Source organism: Flavobacterium acetivorans, assembly GCF_020911885.1.
Taxonomy (GTDB): Bacteria; Bacteroidota; Bacteroidia; order Flavobacteriales; family Flavobacteriaceae; genus Flavobacterium; species Flavobacterium acetivorans.
Window position 1 is genome coordinate 2,460,730 of record NZ_CP087132.1, and the last position, 16,378, is coordinate 2,477,107.

The following is a 16,378-nucleotide window of genomic DNA, read 5'->3' on the forward strand; positions in this document are numbered from 1 at the left end:
CACCAAACACCAAACACTGAACACCGATCGCTTATCACCCACAACCGACAACCGACAACTGAAAACCCACAACTCACAACTCACGACTCACAACCCACAACTCACAACCCACAACCGACAACCGACAACTGAAAACTGAAAACCCACAACCCACGACTCACAACCGACAACCGACAACCGACAACTGAAAACCCACAACTCACAACTCACAACTCATCCCGATAACTATCGGGGCTCACAGTCATCCTGAGCTTGCCGAAGGACACAACTCACAACCGACAACCGACAACTGAAAACCCACAACCGACAACTGTCAGCACTGAAAACTGAACACCAACTGTTTTGACATAAAAAGCTAAAGAATAATTGCTTATGTTTGTACAACACCCTTCATCCTGATCAAAGCCTAGGCAAAGGCATGGATAGTGTATGAAGAGTGTATTAAAAGTAGAATAGTGATAGCAAGAGGCACAAGGGTATGTATTTATCCTAAAGATGTGCAATGCATTATGGGTAAGGAATATCCGCAAGCGAGATTGTATTTATTGAAGATCAAGAAACATCTCAATAAACAACCGCACCAATTAATTTCAATTGAAGAATTCTGCGAATATACTGGACTCAAAGTAGAACATGTAGTGCGTTGCATAATAGGATAGTAGAGCAGCTGGAGACTGCTAAGTCCTTAAAAACAATCACAACCAGTTCAATAAGCAGTTTGATTATTAGTCAGCTCTATAAAATAGGACGCTCCCCTAAGACCGCTATAATCCAAAGTCAACTGACAAAGGACGACCACAACAATACAAACTTAGATTGATAAATGCTGTTTTTAACTTTTGAGCATAAAAAAACCCTAGTAAAAACTAGGGTTTTGTGACCTCGACTGGATTCAAACCAGTAACCTCTTGAGCCGTAATCAAGTGCGCTATTCAGTTGCGCCACGAGGCCTTTTATGATGCTAAAGGCGTTTTTATAATTGCTTATATTCAACCTGTTTGCGGGTGCAAATATAGGGATAAATGTATAATCTGCAAGCCTAAAACCGAATAAAAATAAAAAAAAATAAAGGAACCAAATTATGTGTGTGATATTCAATGATTTCCAATAAAATAAATTTTACAAAAACGAATTGTTTTTTCGCCATTAGCTCTGCTGTCTGAGAAAAACAGCCTTAAAGCAGGATTGCAATACCTCAAAATACGGAGAAAACAGCAGCAGCTCCATAGCTTGCAACTAACCCAAAGCCCTACTTGTCACATAATAGCGATAACCGATGAGGACCATTTGCCATTTTTTGGCCTTCGCCAAATCCAATCCGCGCTTGCTGAAACTAGGTAAAATCAGTTTGTTAATTTGAGCTAATACTTTAAACATAAGCTTTTAATTTGGGCTAAAGATATAAAAAAAGACCGTCTTGATGAGAGACGGTCTTTTGGGGAGATTAGAACTATTTTTTCGCATGCAACTGGGACTGATATTCTTCCATTTGTTGCTCGTATACTTTCATTTTCTTTTCAAATGCTTTCATCTCAGCATTAAAGGGTTCCATCTGTTTTTCAAATTCCTCCATTTGTTTTTCAAAAGCGGCCATACTAGGGGCTGCCTTTTGCATTTTTTGCTCATACTCTTGCATTTGATTTTCAAATTGCTTCCACGCTTTTTTATCCCCATTGATCGGGTCTCCTTTGGGCGCTTTAGGGGCCTTTGGAAAATTAGGCGCTTTTGGAGTTTTAAAAGTAAAATTCGGCGGCGTTGGCGGAGTAGGCGGTACCGGAGCTTGAGTGTTGTTGAAAGATTGATTAGTGGATCTTGTTATTATTTTGATCGTTTTTTTATTTGATCCCGTCTTGTTTACATCCATTTGCTTAATGGTGTTTTGATTGAGCTCATCCAATTCTTTTTTGCTGACTCTCTCTCCGTCAATGTAAATTTCTGTGTCATCGGGTATGCCTTGAGTGTTGCGGCTAATGATTTTGATAGTAGACTTACCACTGTTTTTAGTTACATCCATAGTGGCAATGCGGTTTGGATCTAAATTATCCATCTCTGCTTTGCTTACTTTTTTGCCATCGATAAAAATTTCAGTTTGATCATCCTTGTTTACGGTCTGAACTTTTATGACCTTTGTTTTCTTAACAGTGTCATTTGCAATTTCTTTTTTTTGTACATCTGGTTCTGTTGAATTAACTTTTTTAGAGGTATCTGTTTTAACCGTCTTCTCCTGAGCAATGACTTCAATTTGAAAGAATAAGACAAAGGCAATAAGTGCCGGTAATACGGAGAAATACTTCCAATAATTGCTGTTTTTTGATTGATTTTTGTTTAACATAACGATTCGTTTTTTGATTAATGATTGATAAAAATGATTACTGATGGCAACACAATTTTCCTGTGTTGTTATTTTTAAAAGCGTGATTTGATAGGCTTTTTTGTCGGATATTTTCTTCGAGGCTTCGCTATCGGCTATGAATTCAAGGTTTTGCATGATGGCATTTTTGTAGAACCATACTATAGGATTGAACCAGAATACAACACAAAACAGTCGTGAAATTAAAACATCTAAAGTGTGATTTTGCTCGCTGTGCACTTTTTCGTGCTCTAAAATCGATTCTAGTTCTGATCTGGTGTACAAAGAGGAATTGTAAACAATGGTATTAAAGAAAGAAAAGGGAGCCACATTCTCGTTCAGGTCTATAAATTTTAAATCGGCTTGTTGATGAATGGCTTTGTTTTTCAGTATTTTGGTCAAACTATAAAAATCCAAAGCGAACATTATTAAAAACAATAATAAACCTAAGCCATAGCCGATAGCCAGCACCAAATACCAATTGATTTCGAAACCGGTATTTTCCATTGGAGCGCTTATAGGAATATTCGACCAATCTATAGTTGCCGGACTTGGATCAACCCAAATTGTTTTTGTAAAAATAACAAAGGGCAATAGAGCCGATGTAATTAATCCAGCCAATAAAAACCAACGGTTAGCGGTAAAAAAGGTTTCTTTTCGGAGCAAAAAATAATAAGCCAAAAAGAACATGGCCATTAATCCGCTTGATTTAATGAGGTAAATTGATAGTATCTCCATTGCTTTGCTGTATTGAAGGCGCCTTTTTTTAGAATGGCACCATTTATAGTTTATTTATAAATAACTATTTCGCCTCTTTGGGATTTTCAATCATCTCCAATATTTCCCGAAGCTCTTTGGCCGTAATTTTCTCCTCTTTGGCAAAAAAGGAAACCATGTTTTTATACGAACTATTGAAATAATTGTCAATAGCATTAGTCATGAACTTTTTTCGATAATCTTCTAAACTTACAATAGGGTAGTACTGATGGCTGTTTCCAAATGCATTATGGGAAACATATCCTTTTTCTTCCAAGTTGCGTACAATGGTAGAAAGGGTGTTATAATGAGGCTGATCTTCGGTGATTTCCGCCATGACTTCTTTTACGAATGCTTTTTTGAGCTTCCATAAAATGTGCATGATTTCCTCTTCTTTGTTCGTTAGTTTTAGCATGATTTCTTTATTTGAATCAAACTTACAACTATATTTACAGTTTTAAAACTATTTTTATAGTTATTTAACTATTTTTTAAGTTAACGCCATTGCTTGTCATCTTTGAAGTACACCTAAGCCTCCCGACAACTATCAGCACTGTATCCTTCCCACCAATGCCATATTTGATACCTAAACCCGCTAATTTAAATTTGCTGATTCAATATTATGGGATATGAATCAACAAGAACAGATGTATTTTTTGGTTGAAGAATGGAAACAATCCGACTTAACCAAAGCAGAATTTTCAGCTTTAAAATCGCTGAGTTATCATCAATTCAATTATTGGCTAAAAAAGTACAATAAGGAGATGGATTTCGGACAGTCCAAACCGGAAGTTTCCTTTTTCTCGGTTTCGGATAGCCCGAGAAAAGATAAAAAACAGTCAGCCTCAAAAGAGATAGATCAGAAAACCATGCGAATCGATCTTCCTGGAGGAATCACCATTACGATTTACTGATGCTGGGCTTGAGTGCAGGTGTTCGCTATCACATGTGCTGTACTTTGGTGGATATGCGAAAGGGTTTTGACGGACTTTCGGGCTTGGTTCGGAATTATCTGAACCAAAACCCTCAAACGGGCGATGTTTTTGTTTTTTTGAACAAATCCAAAACCCATATCAAACTGCTGTATTGGGACGGCGACGGATTTGCGATTTTCTACAAACGACTAGAACAAGGAAGGTTTGATTTTTTGACAAGCGATTCGGTTTCAAGGGAATTAAAAAGAGAGGAATTGCTACTGGTTTTGGGTGGTCTTAAATTGAGAGATTTCAAGCAAAAAAAGAGATACAAAACAGCCGAAAAATAATCGTAAATACCTTTGAAATTTTGCATTTTTACTGTTGTTTTCTTATTTTTGAAGCATGGAAAACGCACCAGATTTGTTTGATAATTACTCTAAAGACGAACTTTTGAAATTACTCAAAAGTCAAATAAAAGCGAATTCCAAATTAGAATCCAAATCTAATAAATTAGAATCCAAAACCGAAAAATTAGAGATTGTAGCCACGAAACTTGAACAAGAGGTTAGTTATCTAAAATTCCAGATTGAACAGTTCAAAAGAGCAATGTACGGTTCTAAGAAAGAACGTTTCATCGCCAGTGAAAATCCGGAGCAATTAGCCATTCCTTTTGAAATCGATGAGCAAGAAGTAGCACAAGCCGTTGAATCGGTAAAAGAGCAAATCACTTACGAACGCGAAAAAGCAAGCAAAAAGCATCAAGGCCGTATGGCTTTACCATCGCACCTTGCGGTAAACGAAATCATTTTGGAACCGACTGAAAATGTAGAAGGATTGAAATGCATTGGTCAGGAAATTACTGATGAATTGGAATATACTCCCGCAAAATTGTTCATCAACCGTTACATCCGAAATAAATATGTTGCCCCGGTGGATGAAAAAGGAAACCAGCAAGTCAAAATTGCCTCTCTCGATTTTCGTCCGATTCCAAAATGTATTGCTGGAACCCATCTTTTGACTCAAATCATCACCGATAAGTTTGTGGATCACCTTCCGCTTTACCGACAGATACAGCGATTTTCAAGAGAAGGAGTCGATATACCTTCTTCTACGGTCGATTCATGGGTAAGATTAGTATCCCAATTACTTCGACCCTTGTACGAATGTCACCGACAGCATACGCTGAAAAACGGTTATCTTCAGGCGGATGAATCCCCAATAAAAGTACAGGACACAGATAAAAAAGGCGCAACACATACTGGATTTATGTGGGTGTATCACGCGCCTATACCCAAAAGTGTGTATTTTGATTATCGAAAAGGACGCGGCAGCGAAGGCCCTTTGGAAATGTTAAACGATTTTGTAGGTTATCTTCAAACCGATGGTTATGGAGTATATCCGCAATTTGCACTCAAAGAAAACGTCACACAGATAGCTTGTTGGGCACATGCGCGCCGTTATTTTGAAAAAGCATTGGATTATAACAAAGCAAATGCTTCGCACGTGATGTTGCTTATCCAAAAGCTATATGAAATTGAACGAAAAGCCACTTCTGAAAACTTTTCAATCCAGGAAAAATATGCTTTAAGATTAAAAGAATCACATCCCTTACTTAACGAAATAGGGAACTACATTGCAGTGCAGTCAAAATTAGAATTACCCAAAAGTCCGCTGGGCAAGGCCTACAATTATTGCTTGAAACGTTGGGACAGTTTGATGGCTTATCTAAAAGACGGAAATCTGCATATTGACAACAATCAGGTTGAAAATACCATTCGACCCTTGGCCTTGGGAAGAAAAAATTATCTTTTTGCAGGTTCACACCAAGCTGCAAAGGATATTGCCATGTATTATTCGTTTTTTGCCAGCTGCAAGAAAAATAATATCAATCCATCCAAATGGCTACATCATGTCCTTGAAAATATCAACGACACCAAATCTTCAGAACTTCACAATCTTCTTCCTCAATACTTCAATCAGAATTTATTGGATTGATGTAGTTGCTGGGGTGGATACTTTTTTGTTACTTTTTTGATCAAGACAAATCGAAGATTCAGCGAACACTACTTACAATAAAAGTTAAGTGAGCTAAAAAAGTAAAAAGCTAATTTAAAAAAACAAAACCCAAAATTCTCCCGACAACTATCAGTACTGAACACTGCTCACTGCTCACTGAACACTGTTCACACACAACTCCTCAACCGCCCTTAAATTAAAAACATAGAAAAACAACGATAATATGACTTGTGTTAATCATATATCAAATTGTTGTTATTTCCGCGATTCAAATGTCCTTAGCTTCCGCAGTCGAGCGTCAAATGTTTGAAGAAGTCGTAAAAACAAAAACTGTTTGAGCGAAGCGAGTTTTTTTGTTTTAGACTTCGAAGACTAATTTGACCGACGAGGGAGCTCAGACTTGATTTTTTTGTTACTTTTTTGATCAAGACAAATCGAAGATTCAGCGAACACTACTTACAATAAAAGTTAAGTGAGCTAAAAAAGGAAAAAGCTAATTTAAAAAAACAAAACCCAAAATTCTCCCGACAACTATCAGTACTGAACACTGCTCACTGAACACTGAACACTGAATACTGAATACTGTTCACACACAACTCCTCAACCGCCCTTAAATTAAAAACGTCAAAAAACAACGATAAAACGACGTGGCAGCAGTCCGCGAGTTGAGGACGAAGGACGAACGGCTCGGGCTGCGGAACAGAGTTTTGAGGTAGTTTTTAAGTTTTTAATTTTCAGGCTTGATTTTTTGTTTCTTTTGCATCAAGGCAAAAGAAAAGAATTTAAAATACAAAAGAGTTTTTTGTTATTAGTTAAGACAAATGTTTTAAGCTAATATTAGTTTCCAGCTTCAGCAACTTTTGCAACCAGATACAACAGCCTGCCGCTGCGAGTCCAAAAGTCCCCATCACAAACCAGTTGATCTGATAACCAAATTGCGCTATGATTTCCATTCCCATTTTAGAACTAATGATATGAGCCAGACTAAAACTCATCGTATAAAGCGCCATATAGCGACCTTCATGACCTTTGGTAGCTCTGCTCATGGCAAAACTATTCGAAAAAGGAAAGGCAAATATTTCTCCTATAGAAATGATAATCATGCTGATAACTAAAATACCAGCCCAAACATTAATAAGCAGGCAATAGAAACTGACAGCCATCATCATCGAACCCCAAAGAATTATTTTTAGTTTTTGGATTTTCTTTCGCTCAAAGTAACTTACTATAGGCATTTCCAGTGCAAAAATCAACAAGCCGTTTAGGGTCATTAATAATCCGGTTTGAAATTCAGATAGCCCAAATTTCTCGCTATGATACAAAGGCAAAGTGGTAAAAAGCTGAAAGAAAATCATGGCCGTAACAAAACTCACAAACAGAAAAAGCCAAAATATTTTATCTTTAAAAACCGATGCAGCTTCTAGTACCGTGGCATGAGGATCATGGTGAGAGACTTTTTTCTTTTCTTTGACCAACAAGGCAAAAATCAAAATCGAGACAATACAGGACGTACCATCAATCCAAAACAAGCCTTTATAGCCAATCCCCATAATAATTAAGCCGCCCAAAGCGGGTCCTGCCGCAAATCCTAAATTAACCGCTAAACGCACAAGGGTCAAGGCTCGCGTTCTGTTTTCAGGTTTGGCATAAGCGCCAAGGGACACAAACATAGCGGGTCTAAACATATCGGCTAGCGTCATAATAGCAAACATCCCTAAACACAATCCCCAAAACGAGGTGACATATTGTAAGACGAAAAAGAAAACACCACTACTAAACAAACTAAAAACCATCACCTTATAAAACCCAATCTTGTCAGACAGTTTGCCTCCCAACCAAGAACCCAGCATGGAGCCAAAACCAAAGGCAACCATTACCCAGCCTACTTCTCCGTAGGAAAAATGCAGGTCTTCTTTTAAATATTTTGATAAAAAGGGAAGCACCATTGTTCCGGCCCGATTGATAAAAGTGATCAGGGTAAGGATCCAAATTTCTCTCGAAAATCCTTTGAAATTATTAATATAGCGGCTGAAAGCGGTTTGGAGCATTGTAAATAGGTTCTGTCTTGCAAAGGTAGAAAACTTTGTAACTTTCAGCCTTTGTGCCTTTGCAACTTTTAAACTATTTTTGCATAAAAATATACAAATGAGAACCATTCTGCTTTTTGTCTTTTTAGCGCAATTGAATTTTGGCTTTGCCCAAGAAAAATTTGATGAGGCAGCTGTAACTCAATTTCAAACGGATTTAAATACGGAATTTGCCGATGCCAAAACGAGTCCTTTGATGGCAGAAGATTTGTCAACATTCCAGACCTTAGATTTTTATCCCGCAAATGGAAAATACTTCGTGACAGCTAAATTCGTTCGAACCAAAAAAGAAAAACCCTTTGAGATGAAGACCACAGGGGAAAGAAAACCAATGTATGTGAAATATGGTGAGGCTTTTTTTACTTTGGATGGTAAAGATTTTAAACTGAACGTTTACAGAAACATCGCACTTTCTAAAAAGAAGGAATATAAAAATCATTTGTTTTTGCCTTTTTCTGATTTGACTTGTGGCCAGGAAAGCTACATTGGAGGACGATATATTGATGTGAAAATTCCCGAAGGAAACACCCTAGTTATTGACTTTAATACAGCCTATAATCCATATTGTGCTTACAACCACAAATATTCTTGCCCTATTGTTCCATTAGAGAATGATCTGAATGTGGAGATAAAAGCCGGAGTAAAAAAATTCCATGACTAATGGAATTCTTTAATTGTCATACCCATAAATTTACGGATAAACCCAATGTTTTAGAGTTGGTAAATCAGTATCCACAGGAATTTGATTCCAGTATTCCTAATTATTCCATTGGAATTCATCCTTGGTATATTGTGCAAGAGCGATTGGAATCCGATTTGGATATTATTGAAAGTAAATTACAACAAAATAATTGTCTTGCCATTGGCGAATGCGGATTGGATAAAAGGATCAAAATCCCGATGGATTTGCAGCAAATGGTTTTTGAGAAACAACTGCTGTTGGCCGAAAAATATAATAAAGCAGTGGTTATTCATTGCGTAGCCGCATTTCAGGAAGTAATCGAAATAAAGAAGCGGTTGAATATAAAAGTTCCTATGATTATTCATGGTTTTTCTAAAAATCAACAGTTGGCAAAACAATTAATTGATAATGGATTTTATATTTCATTTGGGAAATATTTAGTGCAAAATCCGGAATTGGAAACGGTTTTCGTGAGTATTCCAAACAGCCTTTTTTTTCTGGAAACAGATACAATTGATGAAACGATTGACGAAGTATATGCTTTGGCAGCAAAATATAAGAATATGACCGTATCGAAATTACAACAGCAAGTTGCAATTAATTTCGATACCGTTTTTAACAGATAAACAAATTACCGAATTAACGAATATACTTTAATCATGGCAGAGTGGACAGAGCGAGCGGAGCTTTTATTTAAAAAGGAAGGATTAGAAAAATTACAAAATGCGAATGTATTAGTAGTAGGTTTAGGAGGCGTGGGATCATTTGCAGCTGAGTTTTTAGCCAGGGCAGGAGTGGGCAAGATGACTATTGTAGACGGAGATGTTGTGGATATTACCAATATCAACAGACAATTACCGGCTTTGCATTCTACTGTAGGCCAACCTAAAATTACCGTAGTTGGAGACCGATTGATGGATATTAATCCGGAATTAAAATTGACAAGAGTACAGGAGTTTCTTTCGCCGGAACGGGCTTTAGAAATGGTAACCGAAGAGTTTGATTATGTTTTGGACTGCATTGACAGCGTGACTCCAAAATTGAATTTGATTATTGCAGCTAAACGAAAAAGAGTAAAAATCATTTCAAGTATGGGCGCCGGTGGAAAAATGGAAGCTGCTAAGGTGAAAGTTTCTGATATAAGTAATACCGAGAATTGCTTTTTGGCCAAAACCATCAGAAGACGTTTAAAAGAGCACAAAATTGATAAATTAAAAGTCGTTTTTTCTTCAGAAATTCAAGATGATTCGAGTTTAAAAATGACCGATGGTTCCAATTTTAAAAAATCATTTTACGGGACTAATAGCTATATGCCAGGATTATTTGGTCTTTATGCCGCCGAGACCGTGATTCGCTATTTACTTAAGAAATAAAATTAATGATTAGTGATTATTCACAGTCTTTTACAACCTAAATAATACATAACTCATAATTTATAAAATGATACAAACAGTAATTTTCGACATGGATGGAGTAATTGTCGATACGGAACCTGTACATAAATACGCCTATTTTCAGCATTTTGAGGAATTGAATATTCCAGTAACCGAGGAACAGTTTTCTAAATTTACGGGGAATTCGACTCGAAATGTGTTCCAAAATTTAAAAGAACTTTTTAATTTGGAACAGGATGTAGAAGATTTGATTCAAAGAAAAAGAAGTATTTTTAACGATGCTTTTGATACCAAAGAAGATTTGGAGCTGCTGGAAGGTGTAGAAAAGCTGATCAAAGAGTTTCATGAGAAGGGAATGCAACTGATTTTGGCATCTTCGGCTTCCAAAGTGACAATAGATCGCGTTTTTAAGCGTTTTAATTTACACCAATATTTTACACATATTGTAAGTGGGGAGGATTTTCCAAAATCAAAACCCGATCCGGCTATTTTTGTACATGCCGCTTCTTTATCAATTGCACCTAAAGAAAATTGTATCATTATAGAGGACAGTACTAATGGTGTGAAAGCAGCTAAAGCTGCCGGGATTTTTTGTGTGGGTTACAACAGTTTCCATTCTAAATTGCAGGATTTATCAGCTGCCGATGTGATAATTAATCATTTTGATGAATTGAGTTTTGAAAAAGTAGCCCAATTCTGATTTGGGTTTATTAAATATTTAACAATTATAAATGTTTGAATTTGTAAATTTGAAAAAAATAAAACAATAAATATGAAGAACTTACTTATTCTATTAGCGGTTGTCATTGCTAATTTTAGTATTGAAGCCCAGGTGAAAACACCAGAATCCAGTCCGAAAACTAAAATCAATCAGGCTGTTGGTTTAACGGATATAGAAATTGTCTATTCCAGACCTTCTGCAAGAGGCAGAGCTGTTTTTGGTAATTTGGTTCCTTTTGGGAAATTGTGGAGAACTGGAGCTAATGAAAACAGCACCATTTCTTTTAGTGATGATGTGATAATTGACGGCAAGACTTTAAAGAAAGGAAAGTATGCTTTGTATACCGTTCCAAACATTCAAAGTTGGGAAATCATTTTTTATAAAACAACAGATAATTGGGGAACACCACAGGAATTTAATGAAGCGAATGTAGCTTTAAGAACTACTGTAAAAGAAGAGGCTTTGTCTAAACCAATGGAAACATTTACTATCGGGTTGAGTCGTTTGGATACTGATTTTGCTTATTTGGAAATCTATTGGGAGAATTCATATGCCGCTTTAAAATTTGAAGTTCCAACCCAGAAAAAAGCCATTGAAAGTATTGATAAAGTATTGTCAGGTGCCACAGGAGCAGATTATTTTTCGTCAGCACAATTCTATTATCTGGCTAATTTAGATATCAATAAAGCAAGAACTTATATTGATAGAGCATTAGAATTAACACCAAGTAAACCATTTTATTATTTGCGTTTAAAATCGTTGATACAAGCAAAACAAGGAGATAAAAAAGGCGCTATTGAAACAGCTAAATTATCGCTTGCTGCTTCTGAAGCTGCCGGAAATCAAGACTATGTAAAAATGAATAAGGATAGTATGGCTGAATGGAGTAAATAAGTTCTAAGTTTTTAAAATAAAAAATCCCGTCTTTCCAATAGGTTAGACGGGATTTTTATTTGGTTAATTTATGTGGTCATCTGTTTTTTTGATTTTCTAAATAGAGTCCATTCCAATAGGGAGGAGAGTACGATAGTAAGTAAAGCACCAATGAAATTGAGCCATAAATAACCCAGTTTTTCTTCACCACTCGGAAAAATGTAAATGGCGTAATAATAAATGACAAAAATGGTGATTTGGGAAATCAATGCGCTGTAAAATATAGACTTAGCCTTGACATGTTTTATATAAAATCCCACCAAGAAAATTCCCAGTACCGTGCCATAGAATATGGAACCAATGATATTTACTAATTGGATTAAATTTTCAAATAAGGTTCCGATACAAGCAAACAAGATGGCAATGATTCCCCAAAACAAAGTAAAAAACTTGGTAGCATTTAAATAATGTTTTTCAGATTTTTCTCCTTTTACATTGCGTTTGTAAATGTCGATTGCCGTTGTAGAGGCAAGTGCATTAAGCCCAGAAGCGGTAGAGGACATGGCAGCCGATATGATTACCGCCAACAATAACCCAATAAGACCTTTGGGTAAATAATGTAAAATAAAGTGAAAAAAGACATAATCTTTATCATTAGTCTCACTGCTGCTATCTGCTTTCAGAATAATTTCTTTGGCATGGTCCCTTAAATCTTTTTCTTTTGTAGACAAGGCAACCAATTCCTTTCGCAAAATAGGATTGTCATAATCTTGGTTAAGTTGATCAATATACAAAAGGTTAATCACTTTTTTGTCTTCAGAAAGACTGTCCAGTTTTTTCTCTAAAAGACGGTATTCCTCTTTATATTGTGACTTTTCAATAGCCACCTTGTTATTAGGATTGAAATTTAATGGAACAGGATTGAATTGGAAAAAAACAAAAACCATAACTCCGGTAAGCAATATAAAAAATTGCATAGGTACTTTTAAGAGACCATTCATGATTAATCCCATTTGACTTTCACGAACTGATTTTCCGGATAAGTAGCGTCCTACCTGAGATTGATCGGTTCCAAAATAAGCTAAAGCAAGGAAAAAACCTCCCGTGATACCACTCCAAAAAGTATATTTTTCTTCAGGATCCGTTGAAAAACTCACAATGTCCATTTTGTCATTTGCCCCGGCAATATGCATGGCATTGCTAAACGTCATATCATTGGGTAAAAAACGCAAAATCAAAAAGAAAGTGATAAACATTCCGGACATAATCACAAACATTTGTTGCTTTTGGGTTACGTTTACCGCTTTGGTTCCACCAGAGAAGGTATAAATGATTACTAATACTCCAATGATAATATTCATATAAGTCAGGTTCCATCCTAATAAAGCTGATAAAATGATGGCTGGAGCATAAATGGTTAATCCGGTTCCTAATCCTCTTTGAAACAAGAAAAGAACAGCTGCCAGAGAACGGGTTTTTAGATCAAAACGTTTTTCCAGGTATTCATAAGCCGTATAAACCTTGTACTTATGGTAAATAGGGATAAATGTCAAACAGATGACCACCATGGCAATAGGTAGGCCAAAATAGAATTGCACAAACCCCATTCCATCGTGATAGGCCTGACCGGGAGTAGATAAAAAGGTTATAGCGCTGGCCTGGGTAGCCATTACAGAGAGTCCTACGGTATACCAAGGGGTTTCGTTTCCTCCCAATATAAAATCTTCGACATTTTTACTTCCTTTGGTTTTCCAAGCTCCATAAATTACAATAAATAAGAGGGTTACTATGAGTACAATCCAATCGAATAGCTGCATGTTTTAAGAGTATAATTTCATTATTAGATAAAAAATAGTAATATAGATGGCATTTGCCAACAGAACCCAAGTATAATTTTTTTTCCAAGTTTTTCCTTTTTTAGATTCCATATTTTGTGGTTTTAGGGTTTTATTTTTTGCGAAGGAACCGTTACAGCTGCTTTTAACGAAATGATATTAGACAATAAGCGATAGGCTCCGGAAACTCCTTCGGGTAATTCTCTAAATAAACTCAATCCGGTATAAATATAGTGTCCTTTTCCGTAAGGAGCGACCAATAAAGCCCCTTTTTTTGGACTTTCTCCTTTGTCATTGGAAGATAAAATAGGAGTGAAGGCCTTATCAAATTCATTGGGATAGTACAAACCTTGTTCTTGTTTCCATCCTTCAAAATCTTTGGAGCTTATTTTATTGGGATAATTAAGAACAGGATGATCCGGAGCTAAAAAGCGTACTTCGGCATTTTCTTCGGTTACCCTGTCGTTTGAAATTTTTAACGGATAAGGCGCAAGAGTTCCATTGACAATTGTATTTGGCGTATTGTATTGAACCAGCATTGTTTTTCCGCCTTTTACAAAGTCAAAAAGGACACTTTGCTTGTTGGCTAATTCTTCTACGGTATTATACGCTCGTATTCCGGTAATTACAACATCAAGAGATTCTAGTTTTTCGGGAGTGATTTCTTCCGGTTTTAATAGGGTGACTTTGTAGCCCATTTGTGTTAAACTTTCTGGAACTTCATCCCCTGCACCCATAATATAACCAATTCTTTTATCCACTGTTTTCAAATCCATTTTGAGGAAGGTAGTCTCCGAGGGTTTCAGAACTTGTTGCTTGGTGATATGGGGATAATCGATTATTATCTGGTCTTTGTCAAACTTTTTGTTGTCTACAATAGCAATACTTTTGGCTATGGTTTCCGATGGTTCGGAAGGCGGAGTTACCTCAAAATAGATTAGCTGTTCCATTCCTTTTTTGTCTAATTGAAACGGCACAGACTTAGGAGTGACCATCCAGCTTTTTGATAACTCTAATTGTAGAGTTCCTTTTACGCCATCTTTTCCGGCTTTTATTTTTACGGCTACAGCCTTACTTTTTCCATTATTAAAAAGGGAAACTTTATCAATAATACTAGTTGTCACTTCTGGTACAATATCCAGATAATTATACATTTCACCTTTTACGGGATCATTGTATTTATAAACTACGCTGCGTTCTAAAGGGATTTCGACTTCGCTAATTTTGACATTAAAAATAACCTTTACTTCTCGAAGGACATCAGGAATTCCTATGTTTTTTTGCTCATCGACAGCATACATTCCTTCGGTTCCTTTTTCTTTGAGCCAGTAAGGTTGCGTATATGCAATGGATTGAGGTAGTACTAATTCTAAATTTATGCTTTCAGAAATATTAGGGTTTAAGGTCTTATTTTGGATGGTTTTTTTATTATCCGGTAAAGTGGTAACACTCATTAATTGCACTTTTGCAGCAGATCTATTAATCGCTTCCAGTTTCAGCTTTAAGTTACTTCCCGGCGTTGCTTCTTGATTTTGCGCCACTGCTTCTAGGTATAGACCGGAACAGCCGGCAATGATATTTTTTATTTCCTCGGATTTTACGGTTTTCCAATGATTTTCTTCCAATGACTGAATCATTGAATAGGCTTTTGCCAAGTTTGGTATACTGGCCGAAGGATTATTAAAATCAAATTGAGAGGTAATCAATGTTAGTAATTCGCCAATTTCTTTGCCGCCTTTCACTCGATTCCAGCTTGTATCAATACCTTCAAAGATGTTGGACTTGTCTTTAATACTTTGGCCATTGATGAGTTCGAGATATTCTGTTTCTTCGCCTCGGGTTCCGGTACTTCCAAAACCTTGAGATTGATGACAACTTCTACTTAATGCTGCGATTTCTTGGTTTGATTTCCCCAGATTTGAATAATAAACGCCTGTTTGAAGTGTTGACAAATTAGTTTTATCGGCTGAGTCAAATTTTTCTTTGCTGCCATAAAACCACCACGAATGGTTGAAAAATTGACGTTTGGGTTGCCAAGGTTGAACTAATTGTAATTGCTCAGGAAATACTGTTGAGTTATTAGTCAAATCAAAGCTTTCCACGCTCAACATGGCTGAGGCCGTATGATGCCCGTGAGTGGTTCCAGGGGAACGATGGTCGAAACGATTAATGATTACATCGGGTTGGAATTTCCGAATTGCCCAAATGATATCAGAAAGCACTTTTTCTTTATCCCAGATTTCTAAGGTTTCATCCGGGTTTTTAGAATATCCAAAATCATTGGCTCGGGAAAAAAATTGTTCTCCTCCATCAATTTTTCGGGCTTCAATGAGTTCTTGGGTTCTTATAACTCCTAATAATTCTCTCAATTGTGGACCAATTAGATTTTGACCTCCATCACCTCTTGTCAAGGATAGATATCCTGTCCTTGCTTTTTGGTCATTTGCCAAATAAGAAATTAATCGGGTATTTTCATCATCGGGATGCGCGGCGATATAAAGCACGGATCCCAGAAAATTTAATTTTTGAATTTGATTGTAAATCTCAACCGAATTTGGTTTTTGAGGTTTTTGAGCCAGTAGTATTTGAAAAGAAATAAGAAAAATTAATAGAAATTGAATTTTAGTTTTGTGCATTTTATTTAAAATTAATTTGCAATTAGTTCAAATGTAGTAATTAAAAGTTTTATTTAAAACCGAATTATATTTTCTTTGCTAAAAAGCATATATAGCTAAAAAGGGAGCACC

Annotated in this window: 15 protein-coding genes and 1 tRNA gene; 9 read left to right on the plus strand and 7 right to left on the minus strand. The window is 36.3% G+C overall.

The genetic code is table 11. The features are described 5' to 3' along the window. The first annotated feature begins 455 nt into the window (after window positions 1–455). Window positions 456–659 (plus strand): hypothetical protein, encoded by a 204-nt coding sequence (locus tag LNP19_RS10735; RefSeq protein WP_072946107.1) that lies wholly within the window; start codon window positions 456–458, stop codon window positions 657–659. 218 nt (window positions 660–877) lie between these two features. Here LNP19_RS10735 and LNP19_RS10740 read toward each other — a convergent pair. The 4 genes from LNP19_RS10740 to LNP19_RS10755 form a co-directional block, all read right to left on the minus strand. Further along, a tRNA-Arg gene (locus LNP19_RS10740) sits at window positions 878–951 on the minus strand. A gap of 285 nt (window positions 952–1,236) precedes the next feature. Then, window positions 1,237–1,377: an SsrA-binding protein gene (locus tag LNP19_RS10745; protein ID WP_230061922.1), complete on the minus strand. Its 141-nt coding sequence runs from the start codon at window positions 1,375–1,377 to the stop codon at window positions 1,237–1,239. Between the two features lie 73 nt (window positions 1,378–1,450). Beyond that, window positions 1,451–3,088 (minus strand): M56 family metallopeptidase, encoded by a 1,638-nt coding sequence (locus LNP19_RS10750; RefSeq protein WP_230061923.1) that lies wholly within the window; start codon window positions 3,086–3,088, stop codon window positions 1,451–1,453. Between the two features lie 64 nt (window positions 3,089–3,152). Next, window positions 3,153–3,521, minus strand: coding sequence for a BlaI/MecI/CopY family transcriptional regulator (locus LNP19_RS10755; RefSeq protein WP_230061924.1), 369 nt, complete (start codon window positions 3,519–3,521; stop codon window positions 3,153–3,155). A 214-nt stretch (window positions 3,522–3,735) separates the two neighbouring features. Here LNP19_RS10755 and tnpA point away from each other — a divergent pair, with 214 nt between their 5' ends. Genes tnpA through tnpC form a run of 3 tightly spaced genes read left to right on the plus strand, consistent with a single transcriptional unit; the run spans window position 3,736 to window position 6,018 of the window. Next, window positions 3,736–4,020, plus strand: coding sequence for an IS66 family insertion sequence element accessory protein TnpA (gene tnpA, locus LNP19_RS10760; protein ID WP_230061925.1), 285 nt, complete (start codon window positions 3,736–3,738; stop codon window positions 4,018–4,020). Next, window positions 4,020–4,370, plus strand: coding sequence for an IS66 family insertion sequence element accessory protein TnpB (tnpB, locus tag LNP19_RS10765; RefSeq protein ID WP_230061926.1), 351 nt, complete (start codon window positions 4,020–4,022; stop codon window positions 4,368–4,370). Before tnpA ends, tnpB begins: the two co-directional genes overlap by 1 nt. Window positions 4,371–4,425: 55 nt before the next feature. Beyond that, on the plus strand, window positions 4,426–6,018 hold the full coding sequence (gene tnpC, locus LNP19_RS10770; RefSeq protein ID WP_230061927.1) for an IS66 family transposase: 1,593 nt from the start codon (window positions 4,426–4,428) through the stop codon (window positions 6,016–6,018). 833 nt (window positions 6,019–6,851) lie between these two features. On the opposite strand, the gene LNP19_RS10775 is transcribed toward tnpC, so the two are convergent. Next, the gene (locus LNP19_RS10775) at window positions 6,852–8,087 is read right to left on the minus strand and encodes an MDR family MFS transporter (RefSeq protein ID WP_230061928.1); all 1,236 of its coding nucleotides are present in this window, start codon (window positions 8,085–8,087) and stop codon (window positions 6,852–6,854) included. Window positions 8,088–8,184: 97 nt separating this feature from the next. Here LNP19_RS10775 and LNP19_RS10780 point away from each other — a divergent pair, with 97 nt between their 5' ends. The 5 genes from LNP19_RS10780 to LNP19_RS10800 all read left to right on the plus strand — a co-directional run bounded on the left by LNP19_RS10780 (window position 8,185) and on the right by LNP19_RS10800 (window position 11,817). Further along, window positions 8,185–8,787, plus strand: coding sequence for a DUF1684 domain-containing protein (locus LNP19_RS10780; RefSeq protein ID WP_230061929.1), 603 nt, complete (start codon window positions 8,185–8,187; stop codon window positions 8,785–8,787). After that, the gene (locus LNP19_RS10785; protein ID WP_230061930.1) at window positions 8,787–9,434 is read left to right on the plus strand and encodes a TatD family hydrolase; all 648 of its coding nucleotides are present in this window, start codon (window positions 8,787–8,789) and stop codon (window positions 9,432–9,434) included. The genes LNP19_RS10780 and LNP19_RS10785 overlap by 1 nt, the downstream gene beginning before the upstream one ends. 33 nt (window positions 9,435–9,467) lie before the next feature. Beyond that, window positions 9,468–10,181: a tRNA threonylcarbamoyladenosine dehydratase gene (locus LNP19_RS10790; protein ID WP_230061931.1), complete on the plus strand. Its 714-nt coding sequence runs from the start codon at window positions 9,468–9,470 to the stop codon at window positions 10,179–10,181. 67 nt (window positions 10,182–10,248) lie between these two features. Next, window positions 10,249–10,902 (plus strand): HAD family hydrolase, encoded by a 654-nt coding sequence (locus LNP19_RS10795; RefSeq protein WP_230061932.1) that lies wholly within the window; start codon window positions 10,249–10,251, stop codon window positions 10,900–10,902. A gap of 72 nt (window positions 10,903–10,974) precedes the next feature. Then, window positions 10,975–11,817 (plus strand): DUF2911 domain-containing protein, encoded by an 843-nt coding sequence (locus tag LNP19_RS10800; RefSeq protein ID WP_230061933.1) that lies wholly within the window; start codon window positions 10,975–10,977, stop codon window positions 11,815–11,817. Window positions 11,818–11,885: 68 nt separating this feature from the next. On the opposite strand, the gene LNP19_RS10805 is transcribed toward LNP19_RS10800, so the two are convergent. Both LNP19_RS10805 and LNP19_RS10810 read right to left on the minus strand, forming a co-directional pair. Then, window positions 11,886–13,613 carry a sodium:solute symporter family protein gene (locus LNP19_RS10805; RefSeq protein WP_230061934.1) on the minus strand — a complete coding sequence of 576 codons (1,728 nt, stop codon included), beginning with the start codon at window positions 13,611–13,613 and terminating at the stop codon, window positions 11,886–11,888. Window positions 13,614–13,735: 122 nt separating this feature from the next. Then, complete coding sequence (locus LNP19_RS10810; RefSeq protein WP_230061935.1) at window positions 13,736–16,267, minus strand: PIG-L family deacetylase; 2,532 nt, start codon at window positions 16,265–16,267, stop codon at window positions 13,736–13,738. Window positions 16,268–16,378: the final 111 nt, after the last annotated feature.

Bases quoted from the DNA above. Each gene is read 5' to 3' on its own strand.
- LNP19_RS10750 (WP_230061923.1), bottom strand. From the start codon at position 3,088: ATGGAGATACTATCAATTTACCTCATTAAATCAAGCGGATTAATGGCC.
- LNP19_RS10805 (WP_230061934.1), bottom strand. From the start codon at position 13,613: ATGCAGCTATTCGATTGGATTGTACTCATAGTAACCCTCTTATTTATT.
- LNP19_RS10800 (WP_230061933.1), top strand. From the start codon at position 10,975: ATGAAGAACTTACTTATTCTATTAGCGGTTGTCATTGCTAATTTTAGT.
- LNP19_RS10775 (WP_230061928.1), bottom strand. From the start codon at position 8,087: ATGCTCCAAACCGCTTTCAGCCGCTATATTAATAATTTCAAAGGATTT.
- tnpB (WP_230061926.1), top strand. From the start codon at position 4,020: ATGCTGGGCTTGAGTGCAGGTGTTCGCTATCACATGTGCTGTACTTTG.
- LNP19_RS10745 (WP_230061922.1), bottom strand. From the start codon at position 1,377: ATGTTTAAAGTATTAGCTCAAATTAACAAACTGATTTTACCTAGTTTC.
- LNP19_RS10785 (WP_230061930.1), top strand. From the start codon at position 8,787: ATGGAATTCTTTAATTGTCATACCCATAAATTTACGGATAAACCCAAT.
- LNP19_RS10755 (WP_230061924.1), bottom strand. From the start codon at position 3,521: ATGCTAAAACTAACGAACAAAGAAGAGGAAATCATGCACATTTTATGG.
- LNP19_RS10790 (WP_230061931.1), top strand. From the start codon at position 9,468: ATGGCAGAGTGGACAGAGCGAGCGGAGCTTTTATTTAAAAAGGAAGGA.
- LNP19_RS10780 (WP_230061929.1), top strand. From the start codon at position 8,185: ATGAGAACCATTCTGCTTTTTGTCTTTTTAGCGCAATTGAATTTTGGC.
- LNP19_RS10810 (WP_230061935.1), bottom strand. From the start codon at position 16,267: ATGCACAAAACTAAAATTCAATTTCTATTAATTTTTCTTATTTCTTTT.
- LNP19_RS10795 (WP_230061932.1), top strand. From the start codon at position 10,249: ATGATACAAACAGTAATTTTCGACATGGATGGAGTAATTGTCGATACG.
- tnpC (WP_230061927.1), top strand. From the start codon at position 4,426: ATGGAAAACGCACCAGATTTGTTTGATAATTACTCTAAAGACGAACTT.
- tnpA (WP_230061925.1), top strand. From the start codon at position 3,736: ATGAATCAACAAGAACAGATGTATTTTTTGGTTGAAGAATGGAAACAA.